The 659-nt window shown below is 40.7% G+C and carries 1 protein-coding gene; it reads right to left on the bottom strand.

Annotation, left to right across the window (positions count from 1 at the left end; genetic code table 11):
• Positions 1–21: 21 nt before the first annotated feature.
• Positions 22–659: restriction endonuclease subunit S (locus tag DXC23_RS12300; RefSeq protein ID WP_242997524.1), on the bottom strand; the 638-nt coding region annotated here is incomplete at its 5' end.

Raw genomic sequence — 659 nt, 5'->3', positions numbered from 1 at the left:
GATAAACAATAATTTAGCGGCTTAAAGGTCGATGTCGGAGACATCAAGTTCGCCGGACATAAGTTGCGGCAATAATGAATCACGAAGTTGCTCTAAACGACAGATTTCATCGTAATTGTTGTGAATAGCGGCATCCATTGGAGCAACTAATGCCTCAAATTCATCAAGCTTTTCACTTGATGGTATAAGGATAGGCATTTCGTTCAGCGAATTTCTGTTAATTGAGCCAAACACAGTACCCTCTCCATTAAAAACATCCAACTGTTTTTTGAGATAAAACATTGTGTATAGCACAAAAGATTGATGATTATTCTTTGAATGAATAGCGGCAAGTCCTCGACCGATACAACAATCGGTATGAGCCACATTTAGGTCGCCGACAGGCGCTCGAACACTCATTAAAGTGTCATTAGCACAAGCCATTCGCTTCGGTTCAGTTGTATAAAGGCGAACGCTTGGAAATCTAAAACCAAATTCGGCTCGACCTTGGAAGAAAATTGTGCCATTACCATCTTCGTTGTAGCTACTTCCACTTGGGGACTGTCCCATTGTAATATCGGCTATATCGCTCAATGTGCCTTCTGTCCAATCTGAGCTTGCATTATCAATGAACATCTGCTGATATATTGCCTGAGCTTGTTGCTCTAAATTATTGTTTA

This window comes from Eubacterium sp. OM08-24, from assembly GCF_003438075.1.
In the GTDB taxonomy this organism is placed as follows: domain Bacteria; phylum Bacillota; class Clostridia; order Oscillospirales; family Acutalibacteraceae; genus Ruminococcoides.
The sequence above is the reverse complement of the archived record's forward strand: the minus strand, read 5'-3'. Positions and strand labels throughout refer to the sequence as shown.